General features: G+C 60.0%; 20 protein-coding genes. 11 read left to right on the top strand and 9 right to left on the bottom strand.

Translation table 11 applies throughout. The annotated features are described in order from the left end of the window. Positions 1 to 41 precede the first annotated feature (41 nt). Positions 42 to 1,424, top strand: a complete 1,383-nt coding sequence (locus tag ACSVDD_RS10815; protein WP_448189354.1) for a tyrosine-type recombinase/integrase — start codon at positions 42 to 44, stop codon at positions 1,422 to 1,424. 444 nt (positions 1,425 to 1,868) lie between these two features. On the opposite strand, the gene ACSVDD_RS10810 is transcribed toward ACSVDD_RS10815, so the two are convergent. Further along, a complete protein-coding gene (locus ACSVDD_RS10810; RefSeq protein ID WP_448189353.1) occupies positions 1,869 to 3,437 on the bottom strand; it encodes a hypothetical protein in 1,569 nt (522 codons plus the stop codon). Between the two features lie 234 nt (positions 3,438 to 3,671). After that, positions 3,672 to 3,998 (bottom strand): DUF6626 family protein, encoded by a 327-nt coding sequence (locus ACSVDD_RS10805; RefSeq protein ID WP_448189352.1) that lies wholly within the window; start codon positions 3,996 to 3,998, stop codon positions 3,672 to 3,674. 709 nt (positions 3,999 to 4,707) lie between these two features. Between ACSVDD_RS10805 and ACSVDD_RS10800 the strand changes: the two genes are divergently transcribed. From ACSVDD_RS10800 to ACSVDD_RS10775, 6 genes are all read left to right on the top strand, one after another. Further along, positions 4,708 to 4,926: a hypothetical protein gene (locus tag ACSVDD_RS10800; protein WP_448189351.1), complete on the top strand. Its 219-nt coding sequence runs from the start codon at positions 4,708 to 4,710 to the stop codon at positions 4,924 to 4,926. Between the two features lie 115 nt (positions 4,927 to 5,041). After that, positions 5,042 to 7,174, top strand: coding sequence for a DEAD/DEAH box helicase family protein (locus ACSVDD_RS10795; RefSeq protein WP_448189350.1), 2,133 nt, complete (start codon positions 5,042 to 5,044; stop codon positions 7,172 to 7,174). A gap of 20 nt (positions 7,175 to 7,194) precedes the next feature. Then, the gene (locus tag ACSVDD_RS10790; protein ID WP_448189349.1) at positions 7,195 to 8,817 is read left to right on the top strand and encodes an HsdM family class I SAM-dependent methyltransferase; all 1,623 of its coding nucleotides are present in this window, start codon (positions 7,195 to 7,197) and stop codon (positions 8,815 to 8,817) included. Beyond that, positions 8,817 to 10,025 (top strand): restriction endonuclease subunit S, encoded by a 1,209-nt coding sequence (locus ACSVDD_RS10785; protein ID WP_448189348.1) that lies wholly within the window; start codon positions 8,817 to 8,819, stop codon positions 10,023 to 10,025. Before ACSVDD_RS10790 ends, ACSVDD_RS10785 begins: the two co-directional genes overlap by 1 nt. A 39-nt stretch (positions 10,026 to 10,064) precedes the next feature. Continuing rightward, entirely contained in the window at positions 10,065 to 10,673 is a 609-nt protein-coding gene (locus tag ACSVDD_RS10780) for a winged helix-turn-helix domain-containing protein (protein WP_448189347.1), read from the top strand. 12 nt (positions 10,674 to 10,685) lie between these two features. Continuing rightward, a complete protein-coding gene (locus ACSVDD_RS10775) occupies positions 10,686 to 11,381 on the top strand; it encodes a recombinase family protein (RefSeq protein ID WP_448189346.1) in 696 nt (231 codons plus the stop codon). Between the two features lie 120 nt (positions 11,382 to 11,501). Here the strand turns inward: ACSVDD_RS10775 and ACSVDD_RS10770 are convergent, their stop codons facing one another. From ACSVDD_RS10770 to ACSVDD_RS10760, 3 genes are all read right to left on the bottom strand, one after another. Next, positions 11,502 to 11,948: a hypothetical protein gene (locus ACSVDD_RS10770; protein ID WP_448189345.1), complete on the bottom strand. Its 447-nt coding sequence runs from the start codon at positions 11,946 to 11,948 to the stop codon at positions 11,502 to 11,504. A gap of 57 nt (positions 11,949 to 12,005) precedes the next feature. After that, positions 12,006 to 12,743 (bottom strand): hypothetical protein, encoded by a 738-nt coding sequence (locus tag ACSVDD_RS10765; RefSeq protein ID WP_448189344.1) that lies wholly within the window; start codon positions 12,741 to 12,743, stop codon positions 12,006 to 12,008. A gap of 82 nt (positions 12,744 to 12,825) precedes the next feature. Further along, positions 12,826 to 14,643, bottom strand: a complete 1,818-nt coding sequence (locus ACSVDD_RS10760; RefSeq protein WP_448189343.1) for a hypothetical protein — start codon at positions 14,641 to 14,643, stop codon at positions 12,826 to 12,828. 264 nt (positions 14,644 to 14,907) lie between these two features. On the opposite strand from ACSVDD_RS10760, the gene ACSVDD_RS10755 reads away from it, so the two are divergent. The 4 genes from ACSVDD_RS10755 to ACSVDD_RS10740 all read left to right on the top strand — a co-directional run bounded on the left by ACSVDD_RS10755 (position 14,908) and on the right by ACSVDD_RS10740 (position 17,350). After that, on the top strand, positions 14,908 to 15,507 hold the full coding sequence (locus ACSVDD_RS10755; protein ID WP_448189342.1) for a hypothetical protein: 600 nt from the start codon (positions 14,908 to 14,910) through the stop codon (positions 15,505 to 15,507). After that, the gene (locus ACSVDD_RS10750) at positions 15,507 to 15,842 is read left to right on the top strand and encodes a DUF3768 domain-containing protein (RefSeq protein WP_448189341.1); all 336 of its coding nucleotides are present in this window, start codon (positions 15,507 to 15,509) and stop codon (positions 15,840 to 15,842) included. The genes ACSVDD_RS10755 and ACSVDD_RS10750 overlap by 1 nt, the downstream gene beginning before the upstream one ends. 206 nt (positions 15,843 to 16,048) lie before the next feature. Further along, on the top strand, positions 16,049 to 16,975 hold the full coding sequence (locus ACSVDD_RS10745) for a 2-hydroxyacid dehydrogenase (RefSeq protein ID WP_448189340.1): 927 nt from the start codon (positions 16,049 to 16,051) through the stop codon (positions 16,973 to 16,975). Between the two features lie 75 nt (positions 16,976 to 17,050). Further along, a complete protein-coding gene (locus ACSVDD_RS10740; RefSeq protein WP_448189339.1) occupies positions 17,051 to 17,350 on the top strand; it encodes a hypothetical protein in 300 nt (99 codons plus the stop codon). A gap of 220 nt (positions 17,351 to 17,570) precedes the next feature. Here ACSVDD_RS10740 and ACSVDD_RS10735 read toward each other — a convergent pair whose 3' ends face one another. The 4 genes from ACSVDD_RS10735 to ACSVDD_RS10720 form a co-directional block, all read right to left on the bottom strand. Next, complete coding sequence (locus ACSVDD_RS10735; protein ID WP_448189338.1) at positions 17,571 to 18,410, bottom strand: C40 family peptidase; 840 nt, start codon at positions 18,408 to 18,410, stop codon at positions 17,571 to 17,573. Then, positions 18,407 to 18,844 (bottom strand): MarR family transcriptional regulator, encoded by a 438-nt coding sequence (locus ACSVDD_RS10730; protein WP_448189337.1) that lies wholly within the window; start codon positions 18,842 to 18,844, stop codon positions 18,407 to 18,409. The genes ACSVDD_RS10735 and ACSVDD_RS10730 overlap by 4 nt, the downstream gene beginning before the upstream one ends. 347 nt (positions 18,845 to 19,191) lie before the next feature. Beyond that, positions 19,192 to 19,356 carry a DUF2442 domain-containing protein gene (locus ACSVDD_RS10725; protein WP_448189336.1) on the bottom strand — a complete coding sequence of 55 codons (165 nt, stop codon included), beginning with the start codon at positions 19,354 to 19,356 and terminating at the stop codon, positions 19,192 to 19,194. Beyond that, positions 19,353 to 20,735 (bottom strand): leucyl aminopeptidase family protein, encoded by a 1,383-nt coding sequence (locus ACSVDD_RS10720; protein WP_448189335.1) that lies wholly within the window; start codon positions 20,733 to 20,735, stop codon positions 19,353 to 19,355. Before ACSVDD_RS10720 ends, ACSVDD_RS10725 begins: the two co-directional genes overlap by 4 nt. Positions 20,736 to 20,802: the final 67 nt, after the last annotated feature.

Here is a 20,802-nt window from a genome sequence, read left to right as displayed (position 1 = left end):
ATATACCCTAGCACACATCCAGCACAACCTTTGATGCGCCCATGACGACCGTCCAGAACGAAAAGGTAGAGCTGGAAGACGGTAACGTTGTGCTCTACCGCAGAGACGACGTGAAGAAACCCGTTTGGCACTGCCGCATCTCCATACCGGAGATCCCCTACAAGAACAAACGCTTCACCACGCGAAAGACGGATCTCGAAGAAGCCAAGAAGGTTGCATTGCGGGAATATCAGCGCATGGTGTTTCTGCACGGCGAAGGGCTTCCCGTTTACACCAAAACCTTCGAACAGGTTTGGACCGCCTTTCACAGGGAGCAACAGACCCGCGTGGCGCGTGGCGACCTGTCCGAAGGACGGTTCCGTTCTATGGCGATCACAGGCAGCACCTACTTCGTCCCGTTCTTTGGCTCCAAGCAAATCAACCGCATCAGCGAAGCGGACGTTCACGCCTATTGGGATTGGCGACGGCGCTACTGGACGGATGGACCCGGCAAGGAACGCTTGGCGAAGGCACGCGACCCCAAGCGTCGGAACGACCCGGACAGCCGGATACACCGCATTGCCGAGGTTCCCGCCTCGACCACGCTGCACATCGAGGCGGGTCTGCTGAAACAGATTTTCGATCTTGCGCGCCGAAACAAGGATGTGCGCTCTGATCAGGTTCCTCCCATTGATGCACCGGAAGCCCTAGTCACTAACCGGCGACCGGCCTTTACGATGGACGAGTGGAATCACCTCTGCACGTTCATGCCCGCCTGGGTCGAGCGCGCGACCAGCGCAAAGCACCGCTTCTCGCGTGAACGAATGCAGTGTTACGTTCACATCATGTATGGCACGGGGATGCGCGTCCCAAACGCCTACAACCTGCGCTGGAAGCACTACGGCACGTTCTTTGCCACAGACGGCAAGGAGTACATCAAGCTTGAGGTTACGGGTAAGATCAAGGTCGGCAAGCCATACACAGTTGTCGGCTCAATTGAACTGAAGAAGTGGTTCGACAAGCTGCGCACCTTATCCAATCACACCAAGCCCGACGACTATATCTTCGTCAATGAGGACGGATCACAGCTCAAAGCGGTGCATGACCACTTTGCAAGGCTTCTCGTGGAAGCGGATTTGCGCACAGACGGCCATGGCCAGGAGCGCACGACCTACAGCCTGCGACACACCTTTGCCACCCACGCACTGTTGGACGGCGTGGACGTGTTCAAGCTCGCGAAGGCCATGAACACAAGCGTCAGGATGATCGAGGATCATTACGGTCATGTGAAGAACGAGCAGAACGCCCCTGCCCTTCACGGCAACCGCACCAAGCAAATTACGCTGGGTAGCACGCTCGGCATCACGGTCAGCGTGCCGCCTGAAGATCAGTGGGGGAGCCAAGCGCCGGTTGAGACTGCCCAGGCACGGAAGAACAAAAAATGAGCTTATAGAATCCCCGGTTGCGTAAAGCAACCGGGGCCATCGCCTCACCAAATCGTGCAATTCAGATAAATGCCGGCCCAGCGGCGGTCATTTGGCCAACGGCTAAATATCCGTATTTCGAAGACCATACGGAGCACTCCAATGCAAATTGGCGACCCTATGGATGCTGACGACCATTTTCCCTGGCCTTACCCCGGAACACGCTCAATGATCGACGATGAATTCGCTGCCCTGAGCGCACGCCTACAGGCTGTGGTTCGCCGGGCTCGCGGTGCGCATAAGAGCGCGAACCATATGCCTCGTCGCCCTCCCCGCAACTAGGGAAGTGATTGATTTGCAAAGCTAAGGCCAGCGCGGCAGATCTCCCCAACGTCACACCGCTTCGGCGCTGCCGCCAACGCGCACGCACACATATCATCGAAGGTTATTAACAAGTGCGTTTAGTTAAGCTGGCACTAAGCTGGCACTGAGATGCTGAGTGATCCAGTCGAGCCACGGCGTTCCACCGACTGTCTTTCTCTCCGCATCGACGGGAACAACCGTCAGCTTTGAGGGAGTGTCGATGCGAATTTTGCGGGCAAGCTCCTGCTTCTTCTTAGCCTCAGAGAAGCCAGAAATGACTTGTCCGCAATATTCAGTTACATAAACGGGCTTGTTGATTTGGTCAATCATTCTTCTAAACAAGCCATTGATATGGCCGTCGTCGCCATTGAAACCGAAGCCGGCCACAACAACTGCGTCAGCTTCTTCCATCTTGCGGCTGAATTCCACATACCGTTGAGAAACTTCGACCGATGTAAGTGGCTTAATACCACTTTGCGTGAAGATGAATGGCACTAGAAAACGTGTCTCTTGAGGAAGGTCCGCGTCTGATACTTTCGCGATCAGATTGCGATAAGGGTCATAGAAGTCGTTTATGCTACCGTTAAGGTGGAAGATATCGTCTCCAACGCCGGATCGACCAAAAACCTCGCGCATGATATTAGTATAGTTGGCAGTCCCGACACCACAAAGCTCTATAATGTTTGCCTGTGTCGCAGCCGCAATATCATGATAAAATCCTGCCGTTGCCGATGCCTTGGCGGAAGCGGATGCGTATTTCTCCAGTATATAAGATCGGGCAACGTAAAGAAATATCGATATTTTCGAAAACTTAGCCCACTCGACACAGGGCTTATAGAGATACCGAAAATGGTCATCAATCAGCGACTGGTAGTCTAGGCATTCTGCCATTAGGAGCTCAAGGCAGCCATGCAGTATATCTGCAAACACCTGAGCAACAGACTTGGAAATATCAATTCCGGAACTCGGCCGCTCCATTACCATCTCATATGCAGATAGGCCAGCCTGCGACAATTCAATCTGAAAAATGCCTCCCACATCGTCAAATATAGAAATGTCTTCGGGAGCTTTGCTGAATATGCCCTGATTTAGGGCAGCCGTGAGGTTATTTCCGAGGCAGCCGACATACAGCTGAAGGATAGAACGCAGATACTTTTCCAGCAGCAGATCATCTGGGTTCAGTTTAAGTAAATTCAACGATGCAGAAAAGTACACAGACGAAAACAAATCGGCATCCTTAGCTAAGCTCTCATTAATCTCAACCTCGTGGCTATAAAGAATAGCACCAATTTGTGTGCCGGCGGACGCTTGATACATTGCGTCAATGTCAGCTAAATCTACACCGCAGCGCTCAGCGAACGCGGTAACAAGCGCATCAAATTTTTCAAGCCTAGAAATAATTATTCCGCGATTGTACTCAAGGCTCGAACGGAAGATCGAGGACTTCTCGCTAGCTCCGAAAGCAGATATTCGGGCCGTGGGATATTTCTTCGGCAGCCAAGAAGTCGCATATATGGACTTGCGGTCTATGTTGTCCCTGAGCTGGCGAAACAACTCTTTTTCCTTAGAGTCTTTCCGCCGAAATATTTCAAGGGCAAATTGGCCGCCGCTAGGCATCCCGTACCCGACCTCAGCTCCGGCTCCAGTGAAAACAGCAATCCGTGGGGGCATGGCTCAATGCGAGTTTTTGTGGAAGAACTCAACGGTTCGTATCACAGCTCTGGCCGAGACGCCAGCGTCACGCTAAGTCGAAGCAGGGTTATGCGCGCCCAAACTTGGGGCAGCAAATCACCCACGAGCTGGAGGTCACGTTGTCGTACCCAACAACGGTTGTCGAGTCCCTGAAGAAAATCGCATCACCAGAGACGCCAGAAACGCAGCCAGCACAGTCGATCGAAGAAGCTGCTACTGGGCAAGCACAGAGGCAGAACGCACTGTGCGGCGACGTGGCACGCGGCAAAGACTACGCTTATCGATGTCGGCCCAAACGGTATCAGCGCATTTCCGCAGGATATCAACCGTCATCGACCAAGGATTGCCTTCCGTCAGTGTAGCAGCAAGACGTTCCAAGCGAAGGGCGAGGCTGGTTAGCACCTGGACACTTGGCTGGCGGCCAGTGGCGATTACGTTGCTGAAATAACGGTCGCTAGACCCAAGCCATACGCGACTGAATTCAACCTGAGACGAGCAAATTCCTAAACGCACAAGCTCCTCGTATACCTGCTTCAACATTTTTACAAACCTCATTATGGGTGAAAAACAACGCACACATCGCGCGACCGCATAAATACTTATCGAATAGCACATACCTGGACTGTATGGCGGTAAAGCATCCGCTGCGGGCAAAGATCCCTTCGGGGAGTAAAATCTTAAAACAAACCCGCAAAGGCCGAGTGACGTAGGCCAGCCCACCAGGAGGGCACCGCAAAGTAACCCCTGTAATGGCACCTACCTACCCAGGGCGGTCGGCGGTATAAGGAGGCTGGTAACGGCCCCGTAAATAGGACACCCCTGCTGATGGCAGGGCGAAAAAGGACGATGGCTCTGTGATGACACTCACAGCCATCACCCACACGGGGATCACCTTCCGGGTCGTCGAGTGGCACCGAGACTGGCGCGAGCCAGGGAATGAGAGGATGGCAGGAAATCGGGTTTCCGCCTGCTGTGAACGCCTCGACGGAAGGGCTCTAGGATCGCGTCATGCGACATGACATCAAATTCCCCCCTGTGATGGCCGCCAAGCACCTATTTGCTTCACTTAGAGTGAGCGGTTCTTACAGGGGGGAATGTGCTCATCCTGCGCCGCGACAAGACGAGGACTTACAAGGAATACACGTTTGGTGGTTTGCCGGACGAGTTTACGAGGCCGAGAAACCATCAAACGTTCGCGAATGCGTGAGCGTTCGCGCATACATCAACAAGAACATTGAGGAGACATACAATGCGACTGCACGAGATCATGGGGATCACGGAAGAGGAATGGAATCAGCATCTTGCTGAGATTGGGCTTCCTAACGCAACGTCCGACGCGGCGAGCCGGCAGGCCGATCAGCTGGTGAAACGCGGCAAGCTGGCGAAAAAGCGCGCCGCCGTGATGAAGGCGCAGAAGGCACTTGCCGACAAACAGCGCGATCTCGCGGCAACGAGCCGTGGCGCGTAGATCCGTCTCACCGGATCGTTCATCGCCGATAGCCTGCTGGACCAAATTGGGGTTGTGCCCGCCACACGGTTCGCGCGATATTCTTTCGATCGGATAAGCGTCGGGGATGTGGCCGGTGAGCAACGAAGCGTTTTCTCGGGTGAAGATCGACGCCCAACTTAAGGACGTATCCTGGAACCTCGTAGACGGCAAAAGCGTCCGTTACGAGTATGTCCTGCCAGACGGCACCCGCGCTGACTATGTGCTGTGCAACCGGCACGGCCATTCACTGGCGGTCGTCGAGGCCAAGAAGGCAACCACCAACCCACCCGAGGCCGAGACACAGGCGCTGAACTACGCGAAGCAGCTTGGCGTGCCCTTCATCTTCCTCGCCAACGGCGAAGAGGTGTGGTTCTGGGAATGGGAACGCGAGGCCCATCCCCGTAAGGTTACGACCTTCTTCAACCAAGCCGACCTGGAACGGGCCGAGGCCCTGCGCAAGCTGCGCGTGGACCCGCTGACCGTTCCCATCGACACCAAAATCGCAGGTCGTCCCTACCAGAGTGAATGCATCGACGCCCTGTGTCAGGGCATCCAGCAAGGGCGGCGCAAATTGCTGGTCTCGATGGCGACCGGCACGGGCAAGACCCGCACCGCCGCCGCCTTCATCAAGCGACTGTTCGAAGCCAATCTCGTCAGCCGCGTGCTGTTCCTCGTGGACCGCATCACCCTCGCCAAGCAGGCCGAAGACGCTTTCGCCGAATACCTCCCCGACTATCCCGCCTATGTCCTGCGGGGTGGCCGCCGGTTCCAGGACGAGAAACGCATCACCGTCAGCACCCTTCAGACCTTTATCGGTGAATACGCCAACCTGCCCAGCAGCTATTTCCAACTCATCATCGTCGATGAATGCCATCGCTCGATCTACGGCCAGTGGAGCGGCACCCTGAAGCATTTCGACGGCATCCAGGTCGGCTTGACCGCCACCCCCTGTGTGCTGAAGGACCCCGACCAGTTGCCCGATCCCGAAGACGGCAAATTCATCCGCGACACGCTGCGCTTCTTCGAGGTGGCAGAACCGACCTACACCTATTCGCTCAAGCAGGCCATTCAGGAAGGCCACCTCGTTCCCTACCACATCTTCAAGGCAATGACCGTCAAGACGGCGGCGGAAGGGGGCTTCGAGGTCAAGCGCGAGGAACTCGACTGGTCGGCAATGGATGACGACACCCGGGCTGAGTTCGAAACGCTGTTCAACGGCGAGGACACGATCACCGTCGATCCCTCGGCTTTGGAGCGGAAATTCACCATTCCTGAGCGGAACCGCGCCATCGTGCGGGAATTCCGCCAGGTGTTGGAAAAGGGCTTCGCTGGCAAAGATGGTGTCCGCCGCGCGCCGATGTGGGGCAAAACCATCGTTTTCGGTGTCACCAAGCGGCACGCTGAAACCCTTGCTCAGATGTTCGACCAGGAGTTCGCCGACAAGAAGCCCTCGCCGGAAGTCCGCTATGCCGACTTTGTCGTGTCGGGTACGGGGGATGGCGACAGTGTGGACGGTATGACCAAGATCAAGCGGTTCAAAGACGAGCGGTTTCCACAAATCCTCGTCAGCGTCAACATGCTCGACACCGGGTTCGACTGCCCGGAGGTCGTTAACCTCGTGATGGCGCGCTTCACCAAGTCGGCCATCCTCTACCAGCAGATGCGCGGGCGCGGCACGCGGCAGGCCCCGCACATCAAGAAGCCCAACTTCACACTGTTCGATTTCGTCGGCGTCACCGACTACCACGGCGACGACGAGGATATGCCCGAAGGTGGCTTCGTCACATCCAGGCCAACCGGACCTAAAGACAAACCACGCAAACTGCTCGTCCTCGATGTCAACGACCATATCGATCCGACGACGCGCGATTGGGTGACGCTGGACGAGAATGGCAACTTCGTGCTCACCGACGAGCAGGAAGCTCAGGCATCGGTGCTCGGCCTACGGTTCGAGGCATGGCTCGCCACCCAATCCCCCAACGCTGACCAACTGCGCTGGTTGCGCATGATGGAAAGCCAAATCCGCGCCAATGTGGGCGATATGGAGAGCGTCGAGCTTTACCACTTCACCCTGCCGCCCTTCTCGCTGAACGGCGGTCTTCAGCGGGCGCGGCAGCTTTTCGGCGACGACGCCAAGCTGGAGGCGATGCTTGCCAGCCTCAACGCGGCTGTGCTCCAAGATGAAGCTGTCGGCGACCACGACACGGCCACCGCCCCAGCACATTAACCCGTTAGGACTAAGCCCCCATGCCCATGACCCCCGAGCTTCGGCGCGGCATCGAGCAAATCCGCGACTACCTCTACGGTGGCGGCTATCCCGATCCGATGGCGAACGCCGAACAGTTGTCGTTCCTGTTCTTCTTCTATCTGGTCGAGGGCATCGACGCCGACAATGCGATGCGGGCCAAGGCGACTAAACGCGACTATGCCAGCATGTTCGCCGGTGACTGGACGCTGAGGAACCCGCTTAACGCGCCAGCACCGGGGGTGACGACAGTTCCCGCCGCGCGGATGCGCTGGTCTCAATGGAACGTGATGGCCGGAGAGCCGCTGGTCCGCTGGATGCGTGACGAGGTGTTCCCCTTCTACACCGAGGTTGCCGAACGGTCGGCGATGAACTTTATGACCGGGGCGCGGCTGGGCATCGACGAACCGGTGGTGCTGACCCAGGTGGTCGGGCTGATCGACGGGCTGCGGCTCGACGAGGCCGACGCCGACACCAAGGGCGACTTGTTCGAGCATGTGTTGCGGCAGATCAAGCAGGCCGGTGAACTCGGCCAGTTCCGCACCCCGCGTCACATTATCCGCGCCATTATCGAAATGGTGGACCCGCGCGTCGGCGAAACCATCTACGATCCCGCCGCCGGCACCGCCGGCTTTCTGGTCGGAGCCTACAACCACATCCGCCTCGCCAATTCCTCGGTCAGTGGTGTTCACGAGGCCGAGGTGGACGGCAAGATGGTCCGGCGCGGCTGGGGAGACCGCCTCAGCACGGCAATGACCAACGTGCTGAGTAACGCCACTTTCTACGGCAACGACGTGGACCCCAAGATGGTCCGCCTTGCCACGATGAACCTGACCCTGCGCGGCCTGCCCGCCGTCCACATCCTCAAGCGCAACGTCCTGACCACCACCATGGACCGGACGGAGAAGGTTGAGATCGGCCTGCCCCTCGATGGCTTCGACGTGGTGCTCGCCAACCCGCCCTTTTCCGGCCGGGTGGACAAGGACCGCATCGTCGATGATGTGAAGGTCGGCACCACGACGGCGACGGAGCTGTTGTTCCTGAAATACATGCTGAATAGCCTAAAGGACGGCGGTCGTTGCGGCGTTGTTGTGCCGGAAGGCGTGTTGTTTGGCAGCACGGGCGCGCACAAAGAGTTTCGCCGCCAGCTGGTCGAGAACAACACGGTCGAGGCGGTGCTGAGCCTACCCGGCGGCGTGTTCCAGCCCTATTCCGGGGTGAAAACCTCGGTGTTGCTGTTCCGCAAGGGTGGGACGACCGAGCGGGTGCTGTTCCTGCACGCCGACGCTGACGGTTACAAGCTCGACGCCAACCACGACACCCCCGTCGAGGCCGACGACCTTCCCGGTTTGGTGGACGCCTACCGGGACCGTGCCGCCTTGGCACAGCGATGGGATGACCGCGACGCCGAGGCCGAATGGACCGAAAAGTGGTGGTTCGCCAGGGGCAACGCGATCCGGGACAACGACTTCAACTTGTCGGCGGGGCGATATCGCCCGCAGTCACAGGCGCAGGTGGAACACCGCAACCCGCTGGAACTGCTGGACGAGCTTAAGGCCATCGAAACGGAGATCGTGGCGGAGTTGGATGCGCTAGCCGATAAGCTGCGGGAGCTGGTGGTTTGATGGAATATGTCGCGCTTTCTGCATTGCTATTGGCAATGCGTAACGGCACCACCGCGCAACAGAATACGGATGGTCGCGGTTTTCCAGTTAGTCGCATTGAAACGATCCGGACAGGCGCCATCGACCCTGAGCGGGTGCGCCATGTGGAACTTGATGAGGCCTCCTGCCAGAAATGGCGGCTTCAGAAAGGCGACATACTATTCAGTCATATCAATAGTGTCGAACACATCGGAAAGACTGCGATATTCTCAGGAGTTCCGGAAAATCTTATACACGGAATGAACCTCATGCTTCTAAGGCCAGATCAAAAAAGAGTCATTCCTGAATTTTTAGGATTTTTCCTGAATACTCATGAGGTTCGCAGCCACTTTCAGGCCATCTGTAAGAAAGCAGTCAATCAAGCAAGCTTGAACCAAAAAGACATTGGGGCGTTGAGAGTTCCCCTACCGCCAGTGGCGGAGCAGCGCCGCATCGTGGACATCCTGAACCACGCCGCCAGCATCCGGCGGCTTCGGGACGAGGCGCGGGCCAAGGTGCGGGAACTCGTGCCCGCGCTGTTCGTCGAGATGTTCGGTGATCCGGCAACCAACCCAAAGGAGTGGGAAGTCAAAAACCTTTCAGAGGCAGTGTCTTTCACGAGTGGAGCAACGCCATCCAAGAAAGAACCTCGCTTCTGGGGAAGCGGAACGCCTTGGGTTTCGGCAAAGGATATGAAAGCCGATCCGATTGTCTCGTCAGAGGATAGCGTGACCGACGCAGCCCTGACGGATACGACCTTGAAACTTATCCCAGCCAACAGCGTTCTGCTGGTCGTTCGTGGCATGATATTGGCCCATACTGTCCCGATACGGGTAAATGCTGTTCCAGTCGCCATAAACCAAGACCTGAAGGCCCTTCAACCTCTGGCGGGGGGGCATCATCAGTATTTTCGCTGGTGTCTTCAATGCCTCCATCCCTACTTGTTGTCCAAGGTTTCCAACGCAGCCCACGGAACAACAAAGTTGGATATGGAAATCCTCAACAATCTGAAAATACCTCTGCCACCATTCCCCCTCCAGCAGCAATTCGCCGACCGGGTGGCGGAAATCGAAGCGACGGCGGCGCTCAGCGGCAAGGCCGCTGCCGCTGCCGAACAACTGGCTCAGTCCCTGCTGTCCCAAGTGTTCGGCCAACGAAAAGCCGAACCTGTGGAACCTTGCGCAGCCTGATCGAACCGACCGATGACAATCCCCGATTTCTAGACCGCGATGCTTCCGGTCCTGCGCGCCGCCGCTGATGGCGAGGTGCGGATCACCGACATCGTAGAACTGCTCGCCGACGAGTTCGCGCTGTCGCCGGATGAGCGCGCTCACCTGCTGCCATCGGGTCGCCAGACCACCTTTGCCAACCGGGTCCATTGGGCCAAAAGTTATCTGGGTAAGGCCGGGCTGGTAGAGCTGACCCGGCGGGCGCATTTCCGCATCACCGACCGGGGCCGCGAGGTGCTGGCCGCCCCGCCCGAACGGATTGACATTAAATTCCTGAACCGCTTCCCCGACTTCCAACGGTTCCGGGAAGCCGAAGCGGAAGCGGCAACCGAGGCCGGGACGGCACAAGCGCCATCAGCGAGCCAAGGCGACACCGTGCTGACCCCGGATGAGGTGATGCGCGGCGCGCATCGCCAGCTTGAAGCCGCTTGGCCGATGACCTGCTCCAACGCACCGGAGTTTCCGTCCGGTCCCCCGTGTTTTCAAAACTCCATCTGGCACGACCATGCGGGGATTCGGTTTTCCGGCCTGTTTTGTTCGCCGTACGTGTCTATCACCTTGTTGAGATATACAACTTATGGACGTTACAATTCCATCAACGGACAATGATGGAGATGTAACATGGAGGCGGAACGCTTCATTGCTTACTATCGCGTGAGCACGGCCCGTCAGGGCTTGGGCTTGGACGCGCAGCGCGCAGACGTGGCGCGCTATCTCAACGGTCGCACGCTGCTGGCCGAGTTTAGCGAGAAGGAGAGCGGACGGAATAACCACCGTCCTGAATTGCAACGCGCGCTCGACCTCTGCCGGTTGACGGGCGCGACGTTGTTGATCGCTAAGCTGGACCGGCTGTCCCGCGATGTTCACTTTCTCACGGGATTGGAGAAAGCGGGCATCGAGTTTGTGGCGTGCGACATGCCCAACGCCAACCGGCTCACCGTTCACATCATGGCCTGCATCGCCCAGGAAGAACGGGAGACGATTGCTAAACGCACCAAGGGAGCGCTGGGTGCGATCAAGGCTGAGATTGAGCGGACGGGCAGCTACACGACCAAGGCGGGACAGGTGATTGCCAAGCTTGGGAAGAACAACCTCACACCGGAAATCCGGACTATCGGGGTGAAGGCTGCCGCATTGGTGATTAGCACCAAGGCCGATGAGTTTGCGTCCCGTGTCCTGCCAATCATCCGCCAGCTACAGAACCAGGGCATGAGCCTGCGCGCCATCGCGGACAGGCTCAATGCCATGCAAATTAGGGCGGTTCGCGGCGGTCAGTGGCAAGCGGTCCAGGTTAGCCGCGTGTTGGAGCGCGCCTAACGTTGCCGATGCGCCCATTACGGAAGCAATCACGTTGCAGACGGAATAAATTCTTGAAAATATTCTTCATATGATACTCTTAAACGGAAGCACGGCGGTTTGTGTCACCACCGTGCTTTTTCATGCCTCTTCGTAGCCTGACAACTCCCGAAACAGGTTGTGCCACGCGGCAACATCATCACAAGCCATGATCCCCAGAACGCCGATGGCTTTTAGATTGAAGCCATAGATGTCGCACACTGCATTGTCGTTCCAGTAGGACCAGAGATTGCGCACCCACACCCGCACCATCATGAGCGCAGCATTGTGGTGATCGGCTCCCACCCACGCTGAGACTGCCGCATCCATTGTCAGAGTGCGCATCCGCTCTCGTAGCGGCTCCATCCCGTCCCACAGGTTAGGATCATTGAAGTTCCAACCTTGTATGTCCTCCAAGAACATATCCTGGATGTGGTGCGAGAGTCCGCCGCCCTGCTCGACGCCCAGGAGGAACGGCACCACTTGTTTGCCCAGCACTAGCGTAAGATATTGCTGAACATCAGGATCATGAATATTTATAGTGTTCATTGAGTCCTCTCGCACGGCGAACTGGGTAGCACACACACCTTAACGACCCGTTATAAGTTAGTTGTCACTTACTTCGCCTGAGAGGCTTTCCCTTGCAGCTTCCCGCGCAATTTCGTTGGCATCACGCACCAAACGCCTCACGGCTGCTCTGTTTAGGAAGTTATGATGGACTAGGCTCAGCGCCAAGTTTCCATATTTGTGCCGGTAGTAATGCTCTACAGGTGAATTCCCATTACTGGCATTCCGGTAGTGGCTGAGGTATGCGTCAATCTGCTCAAGGCATTCTGCAGCCTTAACCGCCTTCCAATCTATTGAACCAGGTGAGGGCACATACGGAGCATATTGGGCCTGAGCAGCATCAAGATTCCTTCGCGCCTCACCTAGATGAACGTTAATTTCTTCACGGCTCGCGATAGTTTTTTTGTCGCAATATTCCTCAAGATCCTTTTCAAGGGTCTCCATTACCTTCACGAGTTCCGCCCTAAAAGCTTCCTTCTTGAAGTGATCGACCTGCTGCTTGGCGATTTCCCGACTCTGTTGAAGCTCTGATCTTGTGTAGCTCAATTCGCGCCGTTGGAGAGAAATCATATAAAGGAGTGCAATAAATGACAGGAGTGCGAAAAACGGATTGAGCGTCCCTCCGATGAAATCACCGGCCTGCCCCCATTCGTCTCTCTTGACCCCAAAGCTAAGCCCCCACCTAAACAAATAGAGTCCCCAGAAAAATGCCGAGAACCCGGCAGCAACTATACCGACTCTTATTAAGAGTTTCTCATGCTTTTCGTTCTCGTCCACTTCTGTCACCTTTTGTACATCGTTGGGACATGCAAAGGGACGGCAAGAATGCCGTCCCTTTGCACCACCTTTTAACCAGCCGTTAGAGCGACGAAAGCAGTTCGTCGAGCCGCTTGCGGGTCATACCCGTATCATCGCCAGCCATGACATTGACGATGTACTGGTTGCTGCCAAGCTGCTCTTTCTTTTCCGCGCTGTCGTTGGCCTTGAAGTGGTTCACTCGGCTTTCAAGGCGGAGCACCTTGTCATCACCGCGAAGCGTGAGGTTGTCGCTCGCCTTGGCCTTGCTGAACGCCTTGAACGCCTTGCGGAAATCGGCACTCGGCACGTCCAGCTTGATCGTAACTTCCTTGTCCACCTCAGACTTCGGATAGAGCTGAATCGTGCTAGCAGGCGTGCCGTCCTGTTGCAGGAAGCCGAACGCCACGTTGCCGTTCTCGACGGTCAGCCGAACGACCTTGTGCTGATCTGCAATGCCCTTAGCCCAACGGTCGAACTTGGCAGCGGGAATCCACTCCTCGCCACCACGACGCTTGACCTTGACCTTCTGGCCCTGAGCGGTGTTCACCGTTCCCGTCTTGCGTCCCAGGTTGGTCCGAGCAGCCGACGTAGCGGCGGCAGCGGCAGCTTCCACTTCGGTGAGCAGGCTAGCCTGCTGCTTGCCCAGCACGACATCAAAGAAGTAGTTGGCACCGCGACCGTGACAGGTGGTGATGATGCTCTTGAGCTGCTGGCGCGGCTCCTCGCCTTGTAGCGTTACGTCCCCGACCACGGCTTCCTTGTAGACGTAGCTAACGGATCCGCTAGAGCTGGAAAGCGTCACGTGCTGCCGGAACGGCGAGGTGACGACACCCGACGAGAACCGCTGCCAGGAAAGCGCAAGCTGCTCCTCCGTAGCTTTGGCGATCAGCTCGGCCAGCGGTTGCAGGTTGCCATTGGCAGTATGTTTGCCCTTGCCCGTGTTGTCCATTTCCAGCCACACACCACGCGGAAGGAATTCAACAGCTGGACAGATTGCAGTGGCGAGAATGCCCTTTGCGTTTCTACTGGAAGCATCAACAGCCTCGCAGTAAAGGACCGTCTCCTTGTCGCCCGCATGAATGTAGACCGTGCCGGGCATGGCGGAGATGAACTTGACCGCCTCAAGGAAGGCTGACAAGCGCTTGTCGTTCTTCTTCGGGACGAACTTCTGCGCGATCTTCTTCACGCGAGCCGGATCGAAGCCCGCGTCACTGCCAAGCACGCGATGCAGGACGGTCTTACCACCAACCTTCTGCGCCAGCACCACGAACAGCTCGTTGTCGTCCAGACCGGAGAACAGCGGCTGCTCCTGCTCGATCACCACACCGCGCGTCTGCTGCGCCTTGAAGAACGCGCGAGCGTCGGTCAAAGCAGCCTTGGAGCCGCTCGCCTTCTCCTTACCGTCGCGGAACGCCTTGCAGACGCTCTCAAGGCCACCCTCAGCCTTGTAAGCGTTAATGCACGCGAGCGTGGTGGCGAGTTGCTGGCTCTCAAACCAGCGTAGCACGGTGGCATATTTGCTGCACTGGCTCTTGCGCAGCTCATGCTTGGCGTTGGTGTCCGGCGGAACCTCCCCGAATACAAGGCGGATCACGCCGTTGGGAACCTGCTTAACCGTGTCGGGCTTGATGCCCCTCTCGACGAGTGCGGCGTCCAGAAGAGCCCGGTCCTGCTTGACCAGCTCGTAGGCCAGAAATGCTTCGGCCAGCACCTCCACAAGAGCATCATCGGAACGCGCCTCAAGGTCGAGTACATTTGTAACCTTCGCCTGGGCGTCTTGAAGGTGCTTCCCGAATTGGGCTTCTTTTGATGAAGCCCCCTTGGCTGCCGCACCGTTCTTTTCCTTGCCAGGGGTCACCTGTTCGGCGGTATCCGACATTATTCGCTCCCAGAGTTACCCATCTCGGGTTTGTGATATCGCAGTGAAATCCAGGAAGTATTAATCCCGCGTTAAGTGGTTGCTTTACGCAACCGCGCCTGATTGCCGCGCCTGTTGCGAGTCAGCAACTCTGATGGCACGCCGATCAACTCATTGAAAAAACTATCAAATTCTCCATGATCGACATCGGCCTGAACTTATAAAGTGAGTGTTGCTGGTATTTCCGCAACGCACGCGAGCAGCGGGCTCGCACGGGAGATTCCGGTGGGCACGTACAACGCCAAGCTTCTGCACCCCAGGCAGCGCGCGAAACTGCTCCGGTTGGAAAAAGCCGGAAAGGCCAAGGTGGAACGCAATGGCGACCAATGGACGGTGACCTACACCTCCCAGCTCATGAAAGAGGTTCCTATGAGCAAGAACGGCATTCTCAGCAGCATGAAGTTCGTGACCGTCGAGAAGCACGAGGACACGGACCCGGTGATCACTCGCCGCAACAACATGGTGCGCGGACTGAAGGAGCAGATTGCAATCTTCGACGCGGAGGCAAGCGGTTCCACCTACCGCGAGACGCGCAAGGTGTTCATGGACCAGAAGCAGGACGACGGAACCACCAAGCGCGTCGAGGTCGAGCGCGACAAGCGCCTGCGGCGGCATTGGTTCGCTAAGGGCGGCAACCATTTCGTGGAAGTCCGTTACGGTAACCGCCCGCTGCCGCTCGTAAGCGGTCAGCATGTCATCGCGTGCGGTGATGTCTTGCCCAATGTGCGCAAGACCTTCGAAGCGCTCATTCGTGCCGTGGAGGCGGGGGAATTGGACGAGCAGCTTCGCGCCATCAAGGTCAACCGCGTGAAGGAGACCGCTTGATGCGCGACTCGGAGAAGCTTGCAGCGATTGCCCGCCTCAACGACCGGTTACGCCAGACGTTTGTCGGTGGCCGGGTTGTGATGAGCCGCAACGTAGCCGCTCTGCCAGATCACAGGCGGGAAGTCGTTGTACGCGCCGTTCGCGAGTTCAAGGATTTCAACGACCGCAACGCCCCCTATGGGGAGCATGATTGCGCTGCGCTGTCGGTTTCCGGTCTCACGGTGTTGTTCAAGATCGACACGCACCAGGACGGCACGCTTACATTCGGTGCCGATGACCCACTATCACCGACCACGGTGCGCGTTCTCACGATCATGTTGGCTGAAGACTACTGATTGAGTGATGATGAGGCGGGCTTTGTCCCGCCTCATCCATAACGAGCTTGAGCTTGACCATCCTGCAACACGGATTTTGCACGCAATTTTATTACAATGTAAATAATTGATTTTAAAGGGATTTTTTCTTGTATTGTTAAGCAGGATGAGTCGGGGCACGGTGGGGTTTACATGCCGCAGGACACAGCCGGGATCAAGCGCCGACCATGACCCTTCTCTTCATCTCCGCAGCCGACAACGCCGACGCGTGGCGCGGCGAACTCGCCAAGCGCCTGCCGGACCTGGAGTTCCGCGTCTGGCCCGACATCGGCGACCCGGCCGACATCATCTACGCCCTGGTGTGGAAGCCGCCGCCGGGGGTGCTGGCGAGCCTGCCGAACCTGAAGCTCATCCTGTCGCTGGGCGCCGGTGTCGAACCGCTGCTGGCCGACCCCACCCTGCCCGCCGCCCCGCTGGTGCGCATGGTGGCCGAGGGGCTGACCGAGGACATGGCTGCCTATGTGGTGTTGCAGGTTCTGCGCTGGCAGCGTCAGGTGGACGCCTATGCGGCGCAGCAGCGCGCGGGGGTTTGGAAGCAACTCGGCCACCGGCCGGCGTCGGAGGTGCGCGTCGGCATCCTCGGTTTGGGTGTGCTGGGCGAGGCGGCGGCGCGGGCGCTGCTGCCGCTGGGCTTCGACGTGATCGGCTGGAGCCGGACGCCCAAGGAGATCCGCGGCGTCGAGACGGTGCACGTTGCCGATGGCCTCGTGGCGCTGGCGGCGCGCAGCGATTTCCTGGTCTGCCTGCTGCCGCTGACCGCCGAGACGCGCGGCATCCTGGACGCTAGGCTGTTCGCCACGCTGCCCAAGGGGGCGGTGGTGATCAACGCCGCGCGCGGCGGGCATCTGGTCGAGTCGGACCTGCTGTCGGCTCTGGACGGAGGGCATCTGGGCGGCGCCAGCCTGGATGTTTTCGCCGAGGAGCCGCTGCCGCCCGGCCACCCGTTCTGGGAGCACCCGCAGATCCACGTGACGCCGCACGTCGCCGGCATCACCCACCCCTCGCGCAGCGCCGACCACGTGGCCGACGCCATCCGCCGGGCGGAGACCGGGCAACCGCTGCTGCACGTGGTGGACCGCGCGCAGGGATATTGAGAACGGCCGGATGGTCCCGGCCGCCGGCAGCCCCCATATGGGGGAGGCAAGGGTTACCGGAAAAGGGGGGCGACCATGCATCTCCGCGTCTGCTTCGAGAACACCGAGCGCGTGAACGTCAACGACGCCGCCATGATGCGGCACTATTGCGAGAGCTATCTGGCCGATTTCCAGCCGGAATGGGCGGGCTTCATCATGCTCCCGCACGCCGAGACCAAGCGCGCCACCATGGAGCCGGTCTGGCAGGTACTGATCCGCGACGCCAACGCCCGCACCGAGCGCGAGTTGCTGGAGTACCTCGCCGAAAACCCCATGGCCGCCTACCACGTCCATGTCTACCGCAAGGACCAGGGCAACGAGGTGAAGATCCACTGAGGCCGGCTTCCCCGTTTTCCGCAAGGCCGGACGATGGCGGGCAACATTCACACGGATTGCACGGATTACACGGATTTTTGATGCTTGCAGCGTCTCGGGTCATCCCGGAAGCCGTTGCTGGGCACGGTCATAGGAATCCGTGTAATCCGTGCATAAATCCGTGCAATCCGTGTTCCATGTTGCCTTGGACGTGGATGGTCCCGCATTCCCAGCAGCGGCCTTACAGCCGCCGCACCGCCGTGATCCCGCCAGCCCGTGCCGCCACGTCGGCGACCGGCTCGACGGTAACGGTCATGGTGTAGGCGGTGGCGTGCAGCAGTTGCGCGGCGTCCAGCATCAGCCCGACGTGACCGGGGAAGAACACCAGATCGCCGCGGCGGAAGGCCACGCCCGCGCCGTCCTCGGAGATGCGCGTGCCGACCTCGTCCCGCTGCATGTCGCTGTCGCGCGGGCACGGGATGCCGGCGCGGAGCAGGGCGAGCTGCGCCAGCCCGGAGCAGTCGATGCCCAGCGGCGTGCGCCCGCCCCACAGGTACGGCACGCCCAGCAGCCGCTCGGCGGTCGCCACCGGATCGGGCTCCAGCGCGTCCGGCGGCGACAGGTGCTTGCCGTACAGCCAGCCGCCGCCGGCCAGCTCGCAATAGCCGTTCACCGTGCGCAGCACCGTCACCTGCGCGCCCAGCGGAATGGAGTCGCGCGGCGGCGTCTTCAGGTCCGGCTCGGGAAACAGGAAGCTGCGCACGGCGGTGACCACGTGCGTGGGCACGTGCACGTCCGTCGCCAGCGACTGGCCGCGCACCCAGCCGACGTAGCCATCGGTGCCGCACTGCCCCCACGACCAGCCGTCCTGGGTGTCGTAGACGGCGAAGGTCTCGCCGAACAGCAGTTGCGAGGTGTGGCGGGCCTTGGCGTCCGGCTCGCCGCGCATCCCCACGACGCCCGTGCGCACGCGGTGCGGCACGCCTTCGACGAAGCGCGCGGCATCGACCCGGCCCTTCAGGTGGGCGGCGGCGAGGTCGGGGCGATGCGGATGGCGGCGTGGGTCGAGCGGGCCGCTCATGCGTAGCTCGGGATTTCGGCCTTGCGCAACTCGGCCTCCAGCCGCGCCTTGGCGGCGGCGGCCAGTTCCTCCTCGGCCTTGACGGTCGCCATATCCTCGGGCGCTACGGCGCCGGCCTGGATCACCAGCTCAGCGAAATCGGAGAGGAAGACCGAGCCCTTCACGGTGCGCTGGACCAGAACGTTGCGCTTGTCCTCGGTGTCGCGCTTTCGCTTGGTGAAGCCGAGCAGCGACAGCCGGTCGAGCGCGCGGGTGACCGCCGGCTTGGAAATGTTGAGCATGGCCGCCAGCCCGCGCACGGTGTGCGGCGGATCGGTCAGGTAGATTTGCAGCATGATGGCCATTTGACGGGCCGACAGGTCGGGCCCGTCCTGCCGAACGCTGGCCACCAGCGCCGTGCGCCACAACCCGAGCGCCTTAAGGTTACGCGCCATACCCGATCCCCCGCCGAAAAGCGCCCCGAGTGTGCCCAACCCCACGCGAACCCGCAAGCGTTTCGGAACCGGATCGAAAATGTCGTGTGTTTCCATGGCCTCCTGTTCGATGGAAGCCGGCGTTTCATCGGCGGTGCCGGCACGCTCCGTTGCGGATAAGAGGTTTTGTTGAAATTCAACGACTTGGGCCGAGGCGTCGGCCGTGAATGAAACACAATGAAACGCTATGAAACACAGTTCGGTCGTGTTGCATTCCGCTGGCACCATGCGGACACGCCTCGCCCACGGAGACTTTTATCCTAATACGGATCGCCGGACAGAGCAAGCGCGGGCATCGAACCGGCGCTTTATGCGGCGGATCGGGGAGCGGGCGCGCCGCGCAGCAGGCCCTCGGTGCTGAGGTCTTCGTCGAGATCCGGCCAGTGGATGCCGTAACCGCCGCCAGCGAGCTCGTTGCCTGCGGCACCGGCTCCACGCCCCCGCCGGAGGCGGGGGAGGGACCAAATTCTCACCCCTTGCCGAACCGCTTCTCGATCAGCGCGTAAACCGCGCGCATGCCCAGCGCGTCGCCGCCCTCCGGCCGGCCCGGCCGGGCGGAGCCGTTCCAGGCGTAGGTGTCCAGATGCGCCCACGGCGTCTCCTTGGAGACGAAGCTCTCCAGGAACAGCGCCGCCGTGATCGCCCCGGCGAAGCCGTGGCTGGTCACGTTGTTGAGGTCGGCGACCTTGCTGTCCAGGCCCTTGCGGTAGCCCTGCCACAGCGGCAGGCGCCACATCGGGTCGGCAGCATCCTCGGACGCCGTCAGCAGATCGGCCGCCAACGCCTCGTTGTTGGCGAACAGCGCCGGCAGGTCGGTGCCGAGCGCCACCCGCGCCGCGCCCGTCAGCGTGGCGAAGTCGATCAGCAGCGCCGGCTTCTCGGTGTCGGCCTCGGCCAGCGCGTCGCAGAGGATCAGGCGGCCCTCGGCGTCGGTGTTGCCGACCTCGACGGTCAGGCCCTTGCGGGTCTTCAGCACGTCCTGCGGCTTGAAGGCGTTGCCGGAAATGACGTTCTCCACCGCCGGGATCAGCACGCGCAGGCGCACCGGCAGGCCGGCCATCATCACCATGCGCGCGACACCCAGCGCGTGGGCCGCGCCGCCCATGTCCTTCTTCATGATCAGCATGGCGCTGGATGGCTTGATGTCCAGGCCGCCGGTGTCGAAGCACACGCCCTTGCCGACCAGCGTCACCTTGGGGTCGTCGCGGCGGCCCCAGCAGATGTCGATCAGGCGCGGCTCGCGCGGACTGGCGCGGCCCACGGCGTGGATGGCCGGGTAGTTGCGCTTCACGAGGTCATCGCCGATGGTGATCTTGACCGTCGCCTCGAACTCCTCGGCCAGTTCCTTGGCGGCCTTGGCGAGCTCCGCCGGCCCCAGGTCGCCGGCCGGCGTGTTGACGAGGTCGCGCACCAACCACGTGGCGGTGGCGGCGCGCTCCACCTCGCCGTGGTCGGCCTTCGCCGGCCAGACGAGCTGGGCGAAACTCTTGTCCGACGCCTTGTAACGGGTGAAGGCGTAGCTTCCCAGCGCCCAGGCCAGCGCAGCGCGGGTGGCGGCACGAGGGTCCAGCGGGGCGTCGATCCGGTAGGAGCCGGGCGGCAGCGCGCCCGGCAGACCGGCGAAGGCCCAGAGATCATCCACCGCCGACACGCCGACCAGCACGCGGCCGAGCCGGCCGTCGTCGCCGGGCAGCAACGCGGTGGCGCCGGCCTCGGCGGTGAAGTTGACGGCCTTCACCCAGGCGGACGTCGCCGCCGGCTGGGCGCCCAGCCAGGCGGACAACTCGGCCTTGGCGAGCGGGGTGACGGGGACGGTGTCGGCGGCGGCCTTGGCGCGCAGCGTGGGGATCAACGCGGGACATCCTTGCTCGGGGTGGGAACGAAAGCATGGCGCGCCGCGCGCCCTTGCGCAATCCCCG

The sequence above is a fragment of the Azospirillum terrae genome (genome assembly GCF_053470425.1).
The sequence above is the reverse complement of the archived record's forward strand: the minus strand, read 5'-3'. Positions and strand labels throughout refer to the sequence as shown.